Below are 16,228 nucleotides of genomic sequence, written 5' to 3'. Positions count from 1 at the left end.
GGTTTATCCAGCGATTTCAACGCGATTTTTGAATGGCACAGAAAAAAGCTTGTCGGTCTTGAAAACCGCCGTGGGGGAAACCTCACCGTGGGTTCGAATCCCACCCCTTCCGCCAGTCTCGCCAATTTCCCGCCGTGGCCCGATATCGCCGCCGAATGTTGCGCGAACATGCTGGAAGCGCAATTCCAAGAGCCGCTCGCCAGCGTCGCGGATTTGTAACATTGGTTTCCGACAATCCTTCCCGAGCCGCTCGCTGATCTGCCGATCGCGGGAGAGCTTCGGGAGAGTTCACAGATGCCGCATGTTTTTCGTCTCGGTCTCGCGCTCGCCGCTATTTTTCTTCTGGCGGAGCCTTGCGGCGCTCAATCGCTTTCCGACCGCCGGGCGTCCAAGGAGGCCGCGCAGTCGGTCGAGGTGGAAGTGGCCTGCGGCAAGCTCGACAAGGAGAATTGCGCGATCGTCGTGCCGGAGATCAATACGAAAACCTTATCGAACGGCGTGCGCCTCAAGCCGCTCGAGTCGAAAGGCAGCGTCGAATCGGTAAATGGGCTTTGCGATGGCGACGTGCAGGTCGCGGTCGTGCAGGCGGACGTGCTCGCGCAGCGCGCGAGCAAGCCCGACTGCGCCGGAAAAATCGTGGTTCTGGGCTCGCCGCTCTATCCATATCAAGGTTTCATGGTGGTGCGAGAGGAGACGCGCGAAGACAGGTTCGGCGAGATGGTCGGCCATCTGAAGCAAGGCGCGGTGCTTCGTGTGGCGGCGGGCGGCTCGGGTTCGGGGGGCGAAGCGACGCTGCGCACAATTCTCGTCCACGCCCCCGAATGGAAGCAAATCGCGGACATTGCGCCGGACGGCTCGGCGACGGCGCTGAACAAGCTGCGCGACCGCGAGCTCGACGCGTTCTTCGTCATGGACGGCCCCCATTCGCCGCTGCTTCAGGACGTGCGGGAGACAGTCGATCCCAAGTCGAAGAAGCGCGTGTTCAAATTCGTCGATATGCGCCCGAGTCAGAAACTGCTGGACTTGCAGTTCAACGGGCGCGCGCTCTATTCGACCGCCACTCTCGAATCCGGCTGGTTCAGCGCCATCAAATCGATCGCGACGCCAGCGGTGATCGCGATCCGCGACGACTATTACCGCGCGCAGCCGAACCTGTCCGCCAAGATCAGACAGGCTGCGGAAGATGCGCTTCCGTCGATCGCCGCCAAGGCCGGCGCCCTCCCGAACTGGCGTCAGGACTTCGAGCGGCGCTGACCGCGCCATCTCTTCGCAGTCCGATCCGTTATCACGAAGCGGGCCGCGCGGAATCATAGCCGCGGCGCGCCAATCGCCGGAACGCTTGCGGCGGTTGGCCGTAGATGCGCAAAAAGGCGCGGCGCATTCGATCCGGATCGCAAAAGCCGCTCGCTCGCGCGATTGTTTCGATCGAGCCGTCGCCGCTTTCGAGCGCGCTTTTCGCTTTGTCGAGCCGCAGGCGCTCGATCGCCTTCGCCGGCGTGACGCCGGTCGCGCGTGAGAAAGCGCGCGCGAAATTGCGCGGACTCATCCCGGCCTCCACGGCGAGATCCTCGACGGCGAGCCGGTCCTGCAGCCGCTCGCCCGCCCAGCGCAGCAGCGTCACGAATTTGTCCTGCCGGCTCTCCAATTCCAACAGCGCCGAGAATTGCGACTGCCCGCCCGGGCGCCGATGATAGACGACGAGCTGCCGCGCGACGGCGCGCGCGATTTCCTCGCCGAGATCGTCGTAGATCATCGCCAGCGCGAGATCTATGCCGGCCGTGATCCCGGCCGAGCTCCAGACGGCGCCGTCGCGCACGAAGATCAAATCCGGCTCGAGCAGAACCTTGGGAAAACGTCGCTGGAAATCGCGGCTGCGGCTCCAATGCGTCGTCGCTCTACGGCCGTCGAGAAGCCCCGCCGCCGCGAGCACATAGGCGCCCGAGCACACGCTCGCCATGCGCCGCGCGCGGACCGACTTTCGTTTGACGAAAGCGAGCGTCGCCGCATCCGTGGCGGCGGCGCGCGCGCCGAGTCCCCCGGCGACGAGCAGCGTGTCGCAGCGCCGCGCCGAGGCGAAGCCCGCGGCGGCGATGGCGACGCCCGAGGAGGAGCGCACGAGGCCCGGCGCGGCGGCGATCGTCCTCACCGCATAGGCGCCGGGGGCGATGCGCGCGGCGATCTCGAAGGCGGCGATCGGCCCGGCCGCGTCCAGAATCTGAAAGTCGTCGAAGATCAGCAGAGCGATGATGCGCGGGCTCATGCGTTTGTCCGAAAAAGCCGGAAACTTGTCATTTCAGACAGAGCCTAGCGGCGCCATTCTCTCCTCGTCAACAAGGGAGGCTCATGATGCCCGACCAGACATTCCGCATCGTCTTCGCGATTTTTCCGCGGCTCACGCAACTCGATTTCACCGGCCCCTTCGAAGTGCTGGCGCGCCTGCCCCGCGCGGAGGTCGTCGTCGCCTCGCGCGAGGGCGGCGCGGTGACATCCGATACAGGGCTCGAATTCGGCTCGACGCGCGCGCTCGCCTCGGTGGAGCGCTGCGATCTTCTCTGCGTTCCCGGCGGGCCCGGCGTCGAGGCGGCTTCGATCGATCGCGAATTTCTTGGGCAGATCGCGAGGCTCGCGCAAGGCGCGCGCTATGTGACCTCGGTCTGCAACGGCTCGCTGCTGCTCGGCGCCGCGGGCCTGTTGCGCGGCAAGCGCGCCGCCTGCCATTGGGCCTGGCGCGATCTTCTGCCTTTGTTCGGCGCCGAGCCCGACGCTGCGCGCGTCGCGCGCGACGGACGCGTCATCACCGGCGGCGGCGTGACCGCGGGAATCGATTTCGCATTGACGGTCGCCGCCGATATCGCCGGCGAGCAAGTCGCGCGCGCCATTCAATTGGCGATCGAATATGCGCCGGCGCCGCCTTTTGATTGCGGCCGTCCGGAGACGGCGGGCGAGGAGCTCATCGCATTCGTCGCGCCGCGCTTTGCCGAGCGAAAGGCGCGCTTTGCGGCGACGCATGGCTGACGCGCGGCGGCGCTTCCTCGCGGCGCGTTTCTGTGCTCTATCGCGGCGGCTCGCTCGCGCCTTCGATCGATCGCGATGATGCGCGGGCGAGGCTGTTCTCGCCGCAATGGATGCGCCCATGTCCGCCGCCTCGCCTGCGCTTGTCGTGATCGATGGCTTTCTCGGCGAGGCGCGGGCGCGCGAGCTCTTGGAATGGGCGCTCGCCAGGCAGGACGAATTTTGCGCGTCGCGTTTCTATACGAGCAAGCGCGACGCGCGCGTCGACACATCGGTGCGCGATTCTCTGCATCTCCTCGATCTCGGTCCGTTGCGCGCGGCGTTTTCCGCCTCCGTCGACGCGATCCTCGAGCGGCTGACGCGCGAATTGGCGACCGGGCCGCTCCCGCAGGCGAAAAAAGAGATCGAGATGGTCTGCTATGGCGACGGCGGCTTTTTCAAGCGTCACGCCGACGCGCCGCCGCGACCGGATGGGCATGACAGCGTGCGGGCGCTCACGCTCGTCTATTATTTTCATGCGCTGCCGAAGCGTTTCGAGGGCGGCGAGCTGCGGCTCCACGCGCCGCCGCAGGGGGCCGGATGTTCGGACATCGAGCCGCTCTGCGACCGCCTCGTCGCTTTTCCCTCCGCTCTATTTCACGAGGTCTTGCCGACGCGCTGCGCCAGCGCGCGCTTTGCCGATGGCCGGTTCTCGATCAATTGCTGGATCAGGCGGCCGCGCGTGGGGTGAGACGCGGTTCAGGCGGGGGTTCATTCGGCGTGCAGGCTGCGCTCTCTTTGTCGGAGCCCGATTCCGTGCTAGTTCTTCCACTATGCGGAAGCGTTCGAAGCCTTCCGCGACATCCCCGAGGACGAGGCTTTGAAGGCCGCGGCCGGGCTGAGCAAGCGCGACCACGATGTGGCGTCGCTGAAGGGCGAGCTACTCGCCATCAAATGGATGATGGAGTTCGTGCTGGCGTTTCAGGTGGCGATAGCGGTGAAGTTGTTTTTGAACTAGCAATGTGGTCAAGCTGAGATGTTGGTCAGTCGAGTATATGCGCCAAAGCCGGAAGAAGTATTTTACCACTACTGTTCTGTAGAGACATTTTATGCCATTTGCATGAATAAGAAAATCCGTTTCAGCGATATCAATATGATGAATGACTATCAAGAGGAACGGTGGGGCTACCGCGTATTTGAGCTTGCCGTCACCAATATCTTGAATGATGAATTGCTCCAGAAGAAATTTCCCTCGCTGAACGAGGCATTTTTTCAAAAGGTAGATGAAATTATTGCGCCACTACAGCTCTTGTTGTACCCTGTCATCTCGTGCTTTTCGAAGGATCCAGACGTACTAAGCCAGTGGAGAGCCTACGCTGACGACGGTAGAGGGTTTGCTCTGGGTTTCAACGGCGTCGCCCTGAACTCTATGCCTGTGACGTTGCTTGAGGTCGAATATGATCAAAAGATTCAAATTGAAGAGATGAAGACAGCGCTTCTTGCTGCACATATACGGAATTTAGAAAGCGGAAATGATTTCGGCTCCCAGTTCCGAACCGACTGCCAGTTGATAGGTGCATGGAAAGTCGGTTTCAAGAATTCTGCCTTTCGCGAGGAAAAGGAGGTCCGATCTCTTCATATGCTTGATGTATGTGTAGACGGTGATCGACCACGCCTCGTTGACGCAGGAGGCGAAGCCCTTGGAAAAGAAGTTAACGGGGAGCAAGTTGGATATCGCGTGCAAGATGGTGCAATAATCGCTTACGTTGATATTCCGATACCTCACCTAGACAATGCGCCTTTAATTCAAGAGGTGTGGGTAGGCCCAAAAAATATTAATGGAATAGGAAATATTGTTTATTTTATGAGCGAATGTGGCTTGAAAGACTATGCGATCCACCAGTCGAAGGCGTCTTATCGGTAGCCAACAGGGTATTTGGGCGCACTTCACTCCCCCTCGCGCTCGCCCTCCCGAATCGCTAAAATCCCCGTCATGGCCAAATCCGACGATCTCTTCGGCGGCGCCCCGCGCAAGGGCCCCGCCGCCGCTCCTCCCGTGCGGGCGCAAAAGGCGCCGGCCGAGTATGACGCCGCCTCCATCGAGGTGCTCGAGGGGCTGGAGCCGGTCCGGCGGCGGCCGGGCATGTATATCGGCGGCAAGGACGAGGCCGCCATGCACCACCTCTTCGCCGAGGTGCTGGACAACGCCATGGACGAGGCCGTCGCCGGCCACGCCAGCTTCATCGAGGTCACGCTCGAGCCCGACGGCTGGCTAACGGTCGTCGACAATGGCCGCGGCATTCCGGTCGGCCCGCATCCGAAATTCCCCAAGAAGTCGGCGCTGGAAGTGGTCATGACCATGCTGCACGCCGGCGGCAAATTCGATTCGGGCGCCTATCAGACCTCCGGCGGCCTGCATGGCGTCGGCGTGTCCGTGGTCAATGCGCTGGCCGAGCGGCTCGAGGTCGAGGTCGCGACCGGCCAGCAGCTCTACCGCATGGTCTTCTCGCGCGGGCTGCCGCAGGGAAAGCTCGAGCAATTGGGCCGTATCGCCAATCGGCGCGGCACCAAGGTGCGCTTCAAGCCGGACGGCGAGATATTCGGGCCGGCGACGCATTGGCGCCCCGCGCGGCTCTTCCGCATGGCGCGCTCCAAGGCCTATCTCTTCGGCGGCGTCGAAATCCGCTGGCGCTGCGCTCCAGCGCTCATCGAGCCGGGCTCCGACGTTCCGGCCGAGGCCGTGCTGCGCTTTCCCGGCGGATTGCGCGACTATCTCGCCCGCGAGACCGAGGGCAAGGAGCTCGTCGCCGATCAGCCCTTCGTCGGCAAGGTGCAGCGTGACGGCGGCCATGGCTCGCTCGAATGGGCGATCGCCTGGTTCGCCAATGAGGACGGCTTTTCGCACTCCTATTGCAACACCATTCCGACGCCGGACGGCGGCACGCATGAGGCGGGCTTCCGTCTCGCATTGCTGCGCGGCTTGAAGGATCACGCCGAGCGCATCGGCCAGGCCAAGCGCGCCGCGCAAGTGACCGCCGAGGATTTGATGGGCCAGTCGGCGGCGATGATCTCCGTCTTCATCCGCGAGCCGGAGTTCCAGGGCCAGAACAAGACGCGGCTGATGAATGTCGAGGCTTCGCGCCTCGTCGAGGGCGCGGTGCGCGACGCCTTCGACCATTGGCTCGCCGGCGCGCCCTCGCAGGCGGGCAAGCTGCTCGATTTCGCCGTGGAGCGCGCCGAGGAGCGGCTGCGCCGGCGCGCCGAGAAGGAGCAGGCGAGGAAATCGCCGACGCGCAAATTGCGCCTGCCAGGCAAGCTCGCCGATTGCACCAACACGTCGGCGCAAGGCTCGGAGCTGTTCATCGTCGAGGGCGATTCGGCCGGCGGCTCGGCCAAGGCCGCGCGCGACCGCGCCAGCCAGGCCGTCTTGCCGCTCCGCGGCAAGATTCTCAATGTCGCCTCGGCCGGCAGAGAAAAGCTCGCCGCCAATCAGCAGCTCGCCGATCTCGTGCAGGCGCTCGGCTGCGGCGTCGGCGCGCATTATCGCGACGAGGATTTGCGCTACGACAAGATCATCGTGATGACCGACGCCGACGTCGACGGCGCGCATATCGCGTCGCTGCTCATCACCTTCTTCTTCCGGCAGATGCCGAGGCTCATCGATGGCGGCCATCTCTATCTCGCCGTGCCGCCGCTCTACAAGCTGACGCAAGGCGCCAAGACGGTCTATGCGCGCGACGACGCGCATCGCGACGAGCTCGTGAAGAAAGCGCTGACCGGCAAGGGCAAGATCGAGACGAGCCGCTTCAAAGGCCTCGGCGAGATGATGCCGGCTCAGCTCAAGGAAACGACGATGGACGCCAAGAAGCGCACGCTGCTCAAGGTCGTGATCGCCGGCGAGGAGCGCGAGGAGACCGCCGATTGTGTCGAGCGGCTGATGGGCGCAAAGCCCGAGGCGCGTTTCGCCTTCATCCAGGAGCGCGCCGCCTTCGCCACGGAATTGGACGTGTGACGGGCGGAACCGCGACGCCGGTCGACGCGTTTTTTCTGCGCTCCCGCCATTGCATGGAGGGAAGCGACGAAGCGATCCAAGAGCCTTTCGGCTCGCGATTGCTCCACTTCGCGCGCGATGGCGGAAGGCCCTCGCCTGCCCATGAAGGTTCGGCTATGCTCTCCGCAACTCGAAGCGGGCCGAGGGCGTCGAGAGGTCGGTCTTGGCGGAAATCGACAGCAGCATGAGCGAGGCGTCCGCGCCGCAGCGGCCGATCGATCGCGACGAAACGCTCGCGCTCGAGCGAATGCGCATGGCGCTCGACGCCAGCCTCACCGGAATCTGGGATTGGGATCTCGTCACCGGCGAGGTGCATCTCGACGCGCGCGTGCGCGCGCTCTGGGCGCTGCCGGACGACGCGCCCGGCAGCTTCGAGATTTTCCGCAATGCGCTGCATCCGGACGGCAAGGCCCATACGTCCGAGGCGGTTCAGGCCGCGCTCGACCGCGGCCGGCTCGGCGATTACGAGGCGGAATATCGCGTCATCGGCCAGACCGACGGCGTGGAGCGCTGGATCGCGGTGCGCGGCCGCACCTTTTTCGAAGCGGGGCGCGCGGCGCGCATCATCGGCACGGCGCGCGACATCACCGAGCGCAAGCGGCGCGAGCAGCATGTCGATGTGTTGCTGCGCGAGCTCGTGCATCGCTCCAAGAATCTTCTCGCCGTCGTGCAGGCGATGGCGCGGCAGACGGCGGCGGACGCGCCATCGCTCGCCGATTTCCAGCGCAAATTCGCCGCGCGCCTGCAGGCGCTCTCCATGGCGCATGATCTCCTGGTGTCGCAGGACTGGCGCGGCGCTTCCATGGCGGAGCTCGTTCGCGCGCAAATGTCCTATTGTCTCGACGCCGGCTGCGTCGAGGAGCAGACGCGCGCCGGCGGCCCCGATCTGATGCTGAAGCCGGAGGCCGCGCAGAACATCGGCCTCGCTCTGCACGAATTGTCGGTGAATGCGCTGACGCATGGCTCTCTGGCGCATCCAGACGGGCGCATCGAATTGCATTGGCGCGTCGAGGACGGGCGTTTCGTGGTGGAATGGCGCGAGTTCGGCGGCCCGGCGGCGCCGAAGTCGCCCCGCGAAGGCTTCGGCCACAAGGTCATCAAGCGACTCGTCGCGCAGGCGCTCGGCGGGGAGGCGACGATCGGCTTTCCGCCCGACGGTTTCGAGTGGAGGCTCGCCGTGCCGGCGTCGCAGGCCTTGGCGGAGTAAAGGCGCGATCCTTCTCCCACTCGTGGCAGAAGGTGGCCTCGCGAAGCGAGGTCGGATGAGGGCCCTTCCCGCCACGGTATTATTCGCAATTAAAGCGCTGCGAACCGCGGCGGCCCTCATCCGACCCGACTTCGTCGGGCCACCTTCTCCCGCGCTGCGGGAGAAGGGAGCGCGAACCTTTTTTGCTTCGGGGAAGAAGAGGCCTCACCGCGCGAAATATGTCTCGATGATGCGCTTGTAGATCGCCGTCAGCCCGTCGACATGCTCGACGCGCGCGTGCTCGTCCACCGCATGGATCGACTCGTTGACGAGCCCGAACTCCAGCACTGGACAATCGCGCGTGATGAAACGCGCATCCGACGTGCCGCCGCTCGTCGAAAGGCCCGGACGGCGTCCCGTCACCGCCTCGATCGCGCCCGCGACCAGCGCGCTGAAATCGCCCGGCGCGGTGAGGAAGGGCAGCGAATTGCAGGGCAGAAACTCCACCTCCACTTTCGCGCCGGCGGCGGCCGTTTCGATGACGCGGCGGATTTCCGCCTGCAGCGTCTCCAGCGTCCATCGATTGTTGAAGCGAATGTTGAAGCGCGCGCGCGCTTCGCCCGGAATGACATTGGCCGCCTGATTGCCGATGTCGATCGAGGTCACTTCGAGATTGGAGCGGTCGAAATGCTCCGTCCCCTCGTCGAACACATGCGTCGACAGAGCGGTGACGATGCGCGCGACCGCCGGCGAGGGATTTTCGGCGCGATGCGGATGTGCCGAATGGCCCTGCTTGCCGCGCACGGCGAGCCGACCATTGAGCGAGCCGCGCCGTCCGATCTTGATCGTGTCGCCGAGCTCCTCGACATTGGTCGGCTCGCCGACGATGCAATGGTCGAAGGTTTCGCCATTGGCCTTGGCCCAGTCGAGCATTTTCACCGTGCCATTGACGGCGGGGCCTTCCTCATCGCCGGTGATGAGGAAGGAGATGGCGCCCTGCGGGACGCCATGCTCCGTCACATAATCGATCGCGGCGGCCGCGAAGGCGGCGATGCCGCCTTTCATATCGGAGGCGCCGCGGCCGAAAATCTTGCCGTCGGCGATCTCGCCGGAAAAGGGATCGAAGCGCCAGCGAGACGGATCGCCGCTCGGCACCACATCCGTATGTCCGGCGAAGACGAGATGCGGCCGGCCCGTTCCGATCTTGGCGAAGAGATTGTCGATGTCCGGCGTGCCTTCCTCGCGGAAGACGAGCCGATGCGTGGCGAAGCCGGCCTCCTTCAGGCGCTGCTCGAGCACGCCGAGCGCGCCGGCGTCGGCCGGTGTGACGGAGGGGCAGCGAAGGAGATCGCGGGTTATGGACAGGGCGGGGGAGAGGGTCATGGGGGGAAGGTAGGGAAAGGAGTGATTGGCTGCAACAGGTACGATGCTGAGGTCGACCTGTTGCTAATTTTTTGTTCGAAGATATGATTTAAACAAGAGTGCTTTCGTCAAACAGCGACAACCGCGGGGGTGATTCGCCGGTAAGAGCAAAGCTGATTAGTAGCTGAGAGGAAATTATGCCGTCCGAAAATCATGATGTAGATGTTGAGAAAGAGCTTAGCAGTATATACAATACGCTTCTTGCAATTAGGCGCTCTATTGAAGAGCGCGTCCGACGGTCGAGAGGGACAGACAAATATATTGAACGTCTAAAATCTGCGATTCTTAAAATAGAAGGGCATAGAATCGATATTACATTTGCGAGGCGGCGTCATGAAAGTGTGCCGATTGCTATTTTTGAATCTTTGAAAGAAGGTTTAATTCAAATTAAAAACGAATTCGAGCGCGACGGCTTTCTGGATGATAGGCTTTTCAATAGGGGGCCTCAGCTTCCGTTGCTTCCGGAGCTGCGTGATGGTCCGGTTCTGATCATAAATGGAATCGATTTTCTTATCGACCATTTGGAGAAAATTGTAACTTATCGTCATGATCAGGAAGAAGATAGTGAAATTCCGGGATATTCTACAACTATTACGGCGTTGCGTAACACGTTGCCTGAGCAGAAACTTGCACCTATCAGTTTTGATATTAAAGACAGTAAGCTTGTTGTTGCTCATCGTGCCGTTAATCCGAGTAGTGCTGATATCAATAACGTGAAAAATGCGCGCAATGCTCTATTGGAGCAGGGTATTGGTATTATCGAGGCTTTGGAAAGCTCAAACTGTGATCGCCGTATTATTGATGGTATAAAGAGACTGCAAAATGGATTATCGCGCTACGATAATATCATCGAGTTGGGGATAATTAACATCAGCGTCGACAAGGTTTGTAAGAGTGCCGCATCGGAGTTACCGGACGCATTGCTTGGCGCGATCGATGGGCATATAGCAGGAGTCGGGATGTACGTCGCTCAATTTGATGAGTGGCGTCGTTTCTCCCAGAATGCGTTGGATGTTGAACTAGATCCGAGCGACATCAAACATATTAGCGATGCAGCCAAAGCGATTATAGAACGAATAACACTGTACCCCGAAATAGCGGACGAAGAAATTCCGAAAACGCTGCTTATGCTTGGCAGCTTGATAGCGAACCCAGGTCAGTCTTCCCGGAAGGCTGCGTTTGCTACGCTTAGAACCGTAGAAAATCTTGTCGCTCGCGTTTACCAGCACGGATTGGATTTCCTTGAGCAGACGACGACCAAGACTGTAGACGGGCTGTCGTCAGCTGCTTCGAAGGTTGTCGTCGGAGCCTTGCTAGCCGTTGCTCTGGCTGCGACTGCCTCGTTGGGTGCAGTTCCGAGCAAGGTCGCCGAGGCCGCCTGGATGAAAACTGCTGCAGAGATCGTCCAGAAGCAAATTGAGGCGCTCTCGAAGTAAGGCGCTGCTCCTGGCCCGAAACCTGCTTCCTCGCGGTCACGGAGACCAATGTCCGAAAGGGAACAGGAAATGTCCGAGGCGACCGGGGGCTATTTCATCGATTGGGACGGCAAGATGCGGCCCATCGACAGGCCCGGCAAAGGGCTGCGCTGCGAGGTGGATTTGAAGGCCAAATATGTGATGGTCTTCAATAAATATGGCGGGCTCGACCATGAGTCGACCTGGTACGCCGATGAGGCGGCGGTCGCCAAGGCGGGCCTCAAGGTCGTTCACGCCGACACCGACGCGCCGATCAAGATTTCCTCGATCGACTGAGATTTGGGAGTTTTCCGCGGGGGCGGGAAGGGGGCGAGGGGCGCCCGCGGGCTGGCGGGCGCCCCGTTTTTCGTCGCCGCGCTCACGCGCCCTGCGGATGCGCCAGCGGCGGATGCTCGACATGGCGGGCGTGCAGGCGGAAGGCCAGAACGAGCTCCACTATGCCGAGCGCTATGGCGTAGATGCCGAGCCACCAGCTCAGCACCACCGCGCCGATGACCGGAGTCAGCAGCAGGAACAGGCCGAACGCCACCGCGAGCAGGCCGCCGAGGGCCAGCCACCAGCGGCCGTGATCCTCCTTGAGGTCCAGCGCCGAGCCGAAGGTGAGGCCGCCGCCGATGACCTCGCCGACGCCGAACACCATCACGAAGACGAGGGCGGTGATGCCCGGCCAGAAGGCGGCGAAGGCGCCCGCGGCGATCTTCACCAGCCCCGCGAGGAAGAGGAACAGCCAGGCTTCGCCCTGGCGCGCGGCGCGCAGGGCGGCGAGGATCGTCGCTATGCCGTCGACGGCCGCGAAGATCGCGAAGACCAGCGTCAGCGACAGGATCGCCACGCCGGGCATGAGCACGGCGATGAATCCGAAGATGATCGCGGCGAGGCCGCGCAGGGCGATGGCCCACCAATTATGGGCGAGGACGGCGTTCTTGGCGGCGAGCCTGTCTATGTCGAACGGGCCGCCGCCGCGACACGGATCGCCGGATACGCTGCTCGTGCTCATGCTTCGCTCCTCGGAATTTTTTCGGCGGTTGCTCGGCGGCGGCGCATCGACGAGGGCGCCCGCCGCCATTCATGACATTGGTCCGTTTCGTATCTCGTCCAGCTCTCCGCTCGTGCAGGCGCTCGTGCGAGCCTTTGCCTCGGGCGCTGCGTCGCGAGGCCGCGGCGCCGCCGGGCCGCGCTTTAACCAGTTCTCTACGGATTTTTCCGATGCTCTCCGCGCGGCCGTTTCTCGTTTTCCGTCGCTGATACGGCTTCCGGGTGATCGCTTCGCGCGGCGTCCGCCGCCTTCCTTCTCTTCGCTCGCGCGGAGGCGCCCGAAAGGTCGTTCGTCTTGACGCATAGGCTGCCGTATCTCTTTCGAAGACTTTATTCCTTGCTGAGCGTTCCGACGGACGACATGGAGCTCGTCCGCGCGCAGCTCCAGGCCTTCGCGCGGCAAATTCCGCTTCTCTATTGCATTCTGGCGATCAATGCTCTCGCGGTGATGTTCACTTTCGCGAAGTTCGGTCATCACTGGCTCTCGATCTATGCGCCGAGCGCGCTCTGCCTGCTCTGTCTGGCGCGCGGAATCGCCTGGTGGCGGATCGGGCGCGCGCCCGTGCCGGACAACGTCGCCATTCGGCACATGCAGCAGACCAACAGGCTCGCCTTCTTCATCGCCGTGGCCTTCACCGCCTGGGGGTTGACGCTCTATTCCTACGGGGACGGCGACGCCTATGCGAAGGCGCAGATCGTGTTCTTCCTCGCGCTGACGACGATCAGCTGCAATTTCTGCCTGATGCGTCTTCGCTCGGCGGCGCTCAACGTGACCCTCGGCGGCGTCGCGCCTTTCAGCCTGTTCTTCTTTTTCGCCGACGACGGGCATTTTCGCGCGGCGGCGGTCAATCTGGCGCTCGCCGCCATGGGCATGATCGCGATTCTGATGATCTATTATCGCGACTTCGCCCATCTCGTGGCCTCGCGCCGCTCGCTCCTCGAGAAGCAGGCGGAGACGCAGCGCTTGAGCGACGAGAATTCGCGGCTCGCCAATGTCGACAGCCTGAGCGGCCTTCCCAATCGCCGCGCCTTGATGACGCGGCTCGCCGCGTGCAGCCAGGACGCCGACGCGCTTCCCATCGCCGTGGTCTATATCGATCTCGACGGGTTCAAGGACGTCAACGACACTTACGGCCATGCGACGGGCGACCGGCTCATCGATATCGTCGCGAGGCAATTCGCGCGCGCCCTGCCGAAAGGCGCGATGCTCGCGCGTGTCGGCGGCGACGAATTCGCGGCGGTGATCTCGGCCAGCGAGGCGGAGCGCGACGCCAAGAGCTTCGCGGCGGGCGCGGTCGCGGCGCTGGCGCGGCCGATCCGCATCGGCGATCGCTTAGTGCAGGTCGGGGCGAGCGTCGGCGTCGCCTGCGCCGGGCCGGACGCGCGCGACGCGCAGGAGCTGTTTCGCCGCGCCGACATAGCCATGTATCACGTGAAGGCCAACGGCAAATCCGGGGTGAGGATCTATTCGCGCGATCTCGACATCGAGCGGCAGAGGCGGCAGGAGATCGAGGATCAGCTGCGCCGCGGGCTGCGCGAGGACGAGTTCGACCTCGTCTATCAGCCGATCGTCGATGCGGTCGAAAATCGCATCGTCGCCGCCGAGGCTCTGCTGCGTTGGCCACGCCGGCCGGAGGGCGAGCTGCCGCCCGACCAATTCGTCCCCGTCGCGGAGACGAGCGGGCTCATCAGCCAGCTCGGCCTGTTCGCGCTGCGGCGCGCCTGCGAGGATTTTCTGAGCGTCGACCATGTGAAGGTCTCGGTCAACGTATCGCCGGCCCAGTTCCGCGATCCCAATTTCGAGCTCACCGTCTCGAAGATTTTGGCGGAGACGGGCTTTCCCGCCGCGCGCCTGGAGCTCGAGGTGACCGAGGGCTATCTGATCGATCACCCGCAGCGAGCCTCGGGCGTGATCTCCTTCCTGAAGACGCTCGGCGTCGCGGTCGCGCTGGACGATTTCGGAGCCGGCTACACCAGCATCGCCTATCTGCAGAAATATGGCTTCGACCGCATCAAGCTCGACAAGTCTCTCGTCGATCGGGTGACGACCGACAAGACGGCCGGCGTTCTCGTCGCCGGCGCGATCAATATCGCGAATGCGCTCGACATGGCGGTGACCGCCGAGGGCGTGGAGACCAAAGAGCAGGCCTATGTGCTCGGCCTCGCCGGCTGCCAGCGCCTGCAAGGCTTTCTGTTCGGCCGGCCGATGCCGCTCGCGGCCTTTCTCGCGTGCGACGCCGCGGCGCAGCCTGCGGTCTCGGCTGCGTGAGTCCATCGGACCGACGCGGCGCTCGCGCTGGATTACCGCCCGCGCTGATCCCAGGAGCCGCCCATCGTCTTGACGAGATGGATGTAGTCGAAAAGGTCGCTCAGCATGAAATGGCGGTTCTCGATGGTCTTCATATGGGCGACCGTGTGTGGGTCGCCTTCGAGATAGCGGGAGGCGGTCGTTCGGAACTGCTCGGGCAGGCTGAGATTGAAAGAAGAGGGCTGCGTGAGCATGCGGCAGATCTGATCGAAAAGCAGCCGGAACCGTTCGTCTTCGGGGTCCATATAGACGTCCCCGAAATCCTCCTTGTAGCGGCCGAAAAGAGCAAGGTAGTCGTCGCTGTCGGGCTTGCGCTGCATCGGGTTCGTCCATCCCCGTTCGGAACGCGAGCGGGCATGAAAAAACGGCGCCACCGCCGTCCGGGCGGCGTCTGCGTCTCTCGGAGCTCGCCTTCGCGCGAGATAACGGGCGCCATCGCGGCGCAAATCCGCTATAGAGGATAGGCCGCGCCGGCGCGGCCTATCCTCCCCGAGGCGACCATAACCGTGACCTTTGGCGCTCCCGCTTCCCTCACCTCCGCTTTCACGCCCTTCGACGCCGGCGCCGAGGTCGTCGCCGCCGCCTTTCTGGGCGATGCGCCGGTCCTCGCGCTCGCCGACGGGCGGCTCGCCTTTTTCGGCGAGGAGGGCGTGCTCCGCCATTCGGTCGCGCATCCGGAAGGCGCGATATTGGTCGCGGCGAGCGACGGACGGCGGCTCGTCACCGGCGGCGACGATGGGCTCGTCGTCGCCTCCGATCTTTCCGGACGCCAGATCGTCGCCGATGAGAAAGGCAAATGGATCGACGCCGTCGCCGCCCGCGCGGATGGAACGCTCGCCTGGTCGGCCGGGCGCGAGCTGCGCGCGCGTCCGCCGAAGGGCGAGGCCAAGACGCTGCCGCTGCCGTCGAGCTCGCGCGGAATCGCTTTTTTCCCGAAGGGCTATCGGCTCGCCATCGCCCATTACAACGGCGTCTCGTTGTGGTTTCCCAACGCCGGCGCGCCCGAGTTTCTGGAGTGGAAGGGCTCGCATCTCGACGCCACCGTCTCGCCGGACGGCAAATTCGTGCTCACCTCCATGCAGGAGAACATGCTGCACGGCTGGCGCGTGGCGGACGGCAAGAATATGCGCATGGCCGGCTATCCGGCGAAGACGCGCTCGCTCTCCTGGTCCCATGACGGCAAATGGCTCGCCACATCGGGCGCCGACGCCTGCGTGGTGTGGCCGTTTCAATCCAAGGACGGGCCGATGGGCGAGGCGCCGCGCGAATGCGGCGTGCGGGCGGAGGTGAAGGTGACGCGCGTCGCTTTTCATCCGAGCGCGCTCGCCGTCGCGATCGGCTATGAGGACGGCATGGTTCTGCTCTGCCGCCTGACCGACGCCGCCGAGCTTCTGGTGCGCCGCCCGGACGAAGGCGCCCCCGCGCGCATTTCCGCGCTTCTCTGGGACGCGAAGGGAACGCGGCTTCTCGTCGGCGCCGAGACCGGCGCGGCGGGCGTGCTGACGCTGCCGCAAAAATAGAGCGTTTCCAGCCGAAGTGGACGCCGGTTCGGCTAAAAACGCGTCGAAACAAAAGCCTAGTGGTCTCGAACCGAAGTCCCGAGGCCCCCTCCCTCACCCTCCCCCGCTGCGCGCACGGCTGTCCGGGGAAAATCAGGCATAGTGGAGTTCCAGCTGGTCTGGGGATTTCCATCGGCTCGGGACGAGGTATTTGGGCGGCGGCTCGTCGAGGAGCGCGATGGGTCGGCGGGCGAAGAGGAA

At 63.5% G+C, this 16,228-nt stretch carries 16 protein-coding genes; 11 read left to right on the top strand and 5 right to left on the bottom strand.

The window, feature by feature from the left end; genetic code table 11:
- Positions 1-3: 3 nt before the first annotated feature.
- The gene (locus Mspo_RS07235) at positions 4-222 is read right to left on the bottom strand and encodes a hypothetical protein (protein WP_159728312.1); all 219 of its coding nucleotides are present in this window, start codon (positions 220-222) and stop codon (positions 4-6) included.
- 72 nt (positions 223-294) lie between these two features.
- Between Mspo_RS07235 and Mspo_RS07230 the strand changes: the two genes are divergently transcribed.
- Positions 295-1,254: a TAXI family TRAP transporter solute-binding subunit gene (locus Mspo_RS07230; RefSeq protein ID WP_159728310.1), complete on the top strand. Its 960-nt coding sequence runs from the start codon at positions 295-297 to the stop codon at positions 1,252-1,254.
- Positions 1,255-1,285: 31 nt separating this feature from the next.
- Here Mspo_RS07230 and Mspo_RS07225 read toward each other — a convergent pair whose 3' ends face one another.
- Entirely contained in the window at positions 1,286-2,248 is a 963-nt protein-coding gene (locus Mspo_RS07225; RefSeq protein WP_201281653.1) for a GlxA family transcriptional regulator, read from the bottom strand.
- Between the two features lie 98 nt (positions 2,249-2,346).
- Here Mspo_RS07225 and Mspo_RS07220 point away from each other — a divergent pair, with 98 nt between their 5' ends.
- From Mspo_RS07220 to Mspo_RS07195, 6 genes are all read left to right on the top strand, one after another.
- Positions 2,347-3,015 carry a DJ-1/PfpI family protein gene (locus tag Mspo_RS07220; RefSeq protein ID WP_159728306.1) on the top strand — a complete coding sequence of 223 codons (669 nt, stop codon included), beginning with the start codon at positions 2,347-2,349 and terminating at the stop codon, positions 3,013-3,015.
- 118 nt (positions 3,016-3,133) lie between these two features.
- A complete protein-coding gene (locus tag Mspo_RS07215) occupies positions 3,134-3,742 on the top strand; it encodes a 2OG-Fe(II) oxygenase (protein WP_159728304.1) in 609 nt (202 codons plus the stop codon).
- Positions 3,743-3,871: 129 nt separating this feature from the next.
- Positions 3,872-4,009, top strand: a complete 138-nt coding sequence (locus Mspo_RS07210) for a hypothetical protein (RefSeq protein ID WP_159728303.1) — start codon at positions 3,872-3,874, stop codon at positions 4,007-4,009.
- A gap of 102 nt (positions 4,010-4,111) precedes the next feature.
- Entirely contained in the window at positions 4,112-4,915 is an 804-nt protein-coding gene (locus Mspo_RS07205) for a DUF2971 domain-containing protein (RefSeq protein WP_159728301.1), read from the top strand.
- A 69-nt stretch (positions 4,916-4,984) separates the two neighbouring features.
- On the top strand, positions 4,985-7,003 hold the full coding sequence (parE, locus tag Mspo_RS07200; RefSeq protein ID WP_159728299.1) for a DNA topoisomerase IV subunit B: 2,019 nt from the start codon (positions 4,985-4,987) through the stop codon (positions 7,001-7,003).
- A gap of 223 nt (positions 7,004-7,226) precedes the next feature.
- Complete coding sequence (locus Mspo_RS07195; RefSeq protein WP_244613219.1) at positions 7,227-8,249, top strand: sensor histidine kinase; 1,023 nt, start codon at positions 7,227-7,229, stop codon at positions 8,247-8,249.
- A gap of 204 nt (positions 8,250-8,453) precedes the next feature.
- On the opposite strand, the gene dapE is transcribed toward Mspo_RS07195, so the two are convergent.
- Positions 8,454-9,611, bottom strand: a complete 1,158-nt coding sequence (gene dapE, locus Mspo_RS07190; RefSeq protein WP_159728295.1) for a succinyl-diaminopimelate desuccinylase — start codon at positions 9,609-9,611, stop codon at positions 8,454-8,456.
- Between the two features lie 176 nt (positions 9,612-9,787).
- Between dapE and Mspo_RS07185 the strand changes: the two genes are divergently transcribed.
- Complete coding sequence (locus tag Mspo_RS07185; protein ID WP_159728293.1) at positions 9,788-11,086, top strand: hypothetical protein; 1,299 nt, start codon at positions 9,788-9,790, stop codon at positions 11,084-11,086.
- A 69-nt stretch (positions 11,087-11,155) separates the two neighbouring features.
- Entirely contained in the window at positions 11,156-11,401 is a 246-nt protein-coding gene (locus Mspo_RS07180) for a hypothetical protein (protein ID WP_159728291.1), read from the top strand.
- 82 nt (positions 11,402-11,483) lie between these two features.
- On the opposite strand, the gene Mspo_RS07175 is transcribed toward Mspo_RS07180, so the two are convergent.
- Entirely contained in the window at positions 11,484-12,122 is a 639-nt protein-coding gene (locus tag Mspo_RS07175) for an HdeD family acid-resistance protein (protein ID WP_159728289.1), read from the bottom strand.
- Positions 12,123-12,497: 375 nt separating this feature from the next.
- Between Mspo_RS07175 and Mspo_RS07170 the strand changes: the two genes are divergently transcribed.
- Positions 12,498-14,429, top strand: a complete 1,932-nt coding sequence (locus Mspo_RS07170) for a bifunctional diguanylate cyclase/phosphodiesterase (protein WP_159728287.1) — start codon at positions 12,498-12,500, stop codon at positions 14,427-14,429.
- Between the two features lie 32 nt (positions 14,430-14,461).
- Here the strand turns inward: Mspo_RS07170 and Mspo_RS07165 are convergent, their stop codons facing one another.
- Positions 14,462-14,788, bottom strand: coding sequence for a hypothetical protein (locus Mspo_RS07165; RefSeq protein WP_159728285.1), 327 nt, complete (start codon positions 14,786-14,788; stop codon positions 14,462-14,464).
- 186 nt (positions 14,789-14,974) lie between these two features.
- On the opposite strand from Mspo_RS07165, the gene Mspo_RS07160 reads away from it, so the two are divergent.
- Positions 14,975-15,988, top strand: coding sequence for a WD40 repeat domain-containing protein (locus tag Mspo_RS07160; RefSeq protein WP_159728283.1), 1,014 nt, complete (start codon positions 14,975-14,977; stop codon positions 15,986-15,988).
- Positions 15,989-16,228: the final 240 nt, after the last annotated feature.

The organism is Methylosinus sp. Ce-a6 (assembly GCF_009811655.1).
Classification (GTDB): Bacteria; Pseudomonadota; Alphaproteobacteria; order Rhizobiales; family Beijerinckiaceae; genus Methylosinus.
The sequence above is the reverse complement of the archived record's forward strand: the minus strand, read 5'-3'. Positions and strand labels throughout refer to the sequence as shown.